Raw genomic sequence first — 2969 nt, 5'->3', positions numbered from 1 at the left:
GTATTGGCCGTAATATACGATATCATGGTCAGAGTCGTTTCGTTAACTTCGCTGTCAACATATATAGGAAGACTCTCGCTATATCTTGTATACTCAGCTGCGTGAACTGTAGACGTGAAGACAAGAAATGCTGATACAAGGTTTATTAGGAATATCCTGAATCTCTTCATAAAAACCTTTCATTTGTCGTAGGCGGAATCTCATTACCTTTAGGTAATGATTAGTTGACATGAAAAACCATCGCTATTTTAAATACTATTTGAGCCCTAATAGTTGCCATGAAAACTCATCGCTCTTTTAAGAGCTATTGGGCCCCTGATAGTTGACATGAAAACTCATTGCTCTTTTAAGTTCTATTGGGTCCCTGATTCTTGTCATACGTCCTGTTAAAGAAGTAATTTTTCCCTTACTGAGAATAAAAAAGAGGCCGATTTACTATAAGTATTTCGGCCTCTTTTACGCACTTAATGAGTAATTTCTTTTTTCATAAGATAATCCGTCTGTTTATCGTCTCCAAGGACAAAAATATGTTCGGAAAACCTCTTAAAACCCTTGTTCTGGTAGAATTTCTGAGCTGCAAAATTGTATTCCCACACGCCAAGCCAGATATACGAAAACCCAAGCTCTATCGCCTTATTCTCAGCAATCTTCATGAATTCAGTTCCAACTCCCTGGCCTTTAGCTTCTTTCAAAATATAAATGCGCTGTATTTCAAGTGAATTATCATAGCCCTTTTCAGTCTGGGCGTCAGCAACATTTAATTTAAGATATCCCAAAGCCTTGTTTTCCTCATTAAAAGCAATATATATCATGCTGTCCGGATCAGACAATTCTTTCTTAAGAATCTCCTGATCATAGGCTTCCTCGAGGAATTTCTCCATATCTTCCTTGGTATTCTGCTCCTCGAAAGTTTCCATGAATGTTTTTCTACACACGCTTTGAAGCGCGTCTATTTCTGCTAAAGTGCATCTTTTAATAAACATTGTATCTTTATATCTCCAATTTAGTTTTCTTACAGGTGCACTCTAGCATAACATTTTTTATTATAATGTCAATGGTAATATTAGATTATTTTGCCCAGCATGCTGCATATCTCTGCAAGGACAGCTGATATTATGGGAAAAAGGATAAAGAGCTTCACCACCTGACTTACAATATTGAAGCCATATTTCCTATTTTCAAATACAGGTTCCACTTCAGGGAAATAATACTGAAAGAAGTGAAACTTCATTAGCATATAATAATCAAAGAATATCATGTCATAAGCCTTGTATATGACAAGTATTATCATGAATCTGGCAAAAGTCTGCCAAAAGCTGTAACCACTTCTAACCGCATCCCAGCATGAAATGATGAAAACTCCCAGTATCATCACGATGCTAAACAGCATAAGGACATAACCCAGATTTCTTGCTCCGTAAAATAGTTCCTTGTCTCTTTGGATTATCACTTCCTGCGCTTCTTTTGGTGCTGAAGAGAACATCTTCTTGTCCTGAATAAAGGCAACCGCAGCAATCATCATAAGCGTAATCGAGGCGCAAAAAACAACCGCCAAGAATATAGTTAATAACATCTTATAATCCTCCCATTTTGATCCCAATTTTAAAACTTCTTATCTGCTCTTTCTTACCACAAGGTCATTTTAGATCCCGATTTTAAAGCTTATTATCTGCTCTTTCTGGCAACAAGGTGCATTCTGAACTTCTTGGCGCTCTCAAGCTTTTCAACCTTCAAGCCGCTTTTATCGCAGAATTCCTGAATTTCGTCCAAAGATCTTGCAGCCACATCACCGTGTCCTAGAAAATTAGAAATAGGCATCTCAGTATGATTCATGAGCCATAGTACAGCTTTAGGCGCTGTATAGTCCTGAAGCACAAGCCTTCCTCCCGGGCGAAGCACTCTTTGAACACTGTCAAAAAATTTCTGGGGATTTGGATAATGATGAAAACTGTTAGTGCATATTACAACGTCAAAAGAATTGTCTTCAAAAGGCAGATTCTCGCAGTCTCCCACAATAAACTCAGTATTACTAAGATGCTTGGACTTACCCACTTCTATCATCCTTGGCGTAATATCAAGGCCCGTATAATGCTTATTTGGATCCTTCTCATGCAAAATAGATATCATCGGCCCTGTACCACACCCGCAGTCCAAAAGGTCGTTGTAATCTTCCTTCTCAAGCTCCGCAGCTATATAAGGATAATCATCCTTACATAATTCGTATATTCCGGCATGACCGCTTTCATATACATCTGCGGCCTTTGTAAATTCTTTGATCGTAAGATCCTTGTATTCAGTAGCTGTACGCATTCACCTAACCTCACTTGTTTGTATTTGGCTTAGCTATATTATGTATTTAGCTCTGCCATGATCTCTTTTTAATAGAGAACCACCTTTATCAAATCCGGCTCACAGCTATTATATACCTCTTTGTTAGCAATTGCTAACATGTATTTTTAAAAATTTAATTGTGTGTTAGTAATATGACTCAATCTTTGCTTTTTATAAGTTTAAATACTTGCAAATACTACATCTCAAGCTTTGTACATTTGATATTCTTTGCTCATTGCGAAGTTGATAACTCGGCCATTTAAATAAAGGATTTTCGAGTCTTTAAAAATCTTATAAAATTTAAGAGCTTGATAGATGAAACTATATATTTCGCCTGGGGTCCGTCTGTCTGAGCGAAGCGAGTTTCGGACCCCGAAATATATAGTTTCAGATATTAAGCCTGAAATTTATAGGATTTTTAAGACAAGAAAATCCTTTATTAAATGGCCAGGTTATCAAATCGCAATGACAATTATCTTATATACGAGTAATGCGATTTATTTCGCTGCTTTCTTTGCTTTTCTTATGGAAAACAGGATTACAGCGCCTATTACAACTCCGCATGTATTAAGGATCAGATCATCGATATCCGTATGTCTTCCATCGCAGAATATCTGACTAAGCTCAATAAATAATGT

The 2969-nt window shown here is 37.0% G+C and carries 4 protein-coding genes; all 4 read right to left on the bottom strand.

Annotated features, from left to right (window positions below):
* Positions 1 to 464: 464 nt before the first annotated feature.
* Positions 465 to 983 carry a GNAT family N-acetyltransferase gene (locus K6G87_RS09280; protein ID WP_296836234.1) on the bottom strand — a complete coding sequence of 173 codons (519 nt, stop codon included), beginning with the start codon at positions 981 to 983 and terminating at the stop codon, positions 465 to 467.
* Positions 984 to 1063: 80 nt separating this feature from the next.
* Positions 1064 to 1573, bottom strand: coding sequence for a hypothetical protein (locus tag K6G87_RS09275; protein WP_296836231.1), 510 nt, complete (start codon positions 1571 to 1573; stop codon positions 1064 to 1066).
* Between the two features lie 92 nt (positions 1574 to 1665).
* Positions 1666 to 2310 carry a class I SAM-dependent methyltransferase gene (locus tag K6G87_RS09270; RefSeq protein WP_296836229.1) on the bottom strand — a complete coding sequence of 215 codons (645 nt, stop codon included), beginning with the start codon at positions 2308 to 2310 and terminating at the stop codon, positions 1666 to 1668.
* A 518-nt stretch (positions 2311 to 2828) separates the two neighbouring features.
* Complete coding sequence (locus K6G87_RS09265; RefSeq protein WP_296836236.1) at positions 2829 to 2960, bottom strand: VanZ family protein; 132 nt, start codon at positions 2958 to 2960, stop codon at positions 2829 to 2831.
* Between the last annotated feature and the right edge of the window lie 9 nt (positions 2961 to 2969).

Source organism: Butyrivibrio sp. (genome assembly GCF_024699075.1).
The sequence above is the reverse complement of the archived record's forward strand: the minus strand, read 5'-3'. Positions and strand labels throughout refer to the sequence as shown.

Bases quoted from the DNA above. Each gene is read 5' to 3' on its own strand.
- K6G87_RS09280 (WP_296836234.1), bottom strand. From the start codon at position 983: ATGTTTATTAAAAGATGCACTTTAGCAGAAATAGACGCGCTTCAAAGC.
- K6G87_RS09275 (WP_296836231.1), bottom strand. From the start codon at position 1,573: ATGTTATTAACTATATTCTTGGCGGTTGTTTTTTGCGCCTCGATTACG.
- K6G87_RS09270 (WP_296836229.1), bottom strand. From the start codon at position 2,310: ATGCGTACAGCTACTGAATACAAGGATCTTACGATCAAAGAATTTACA.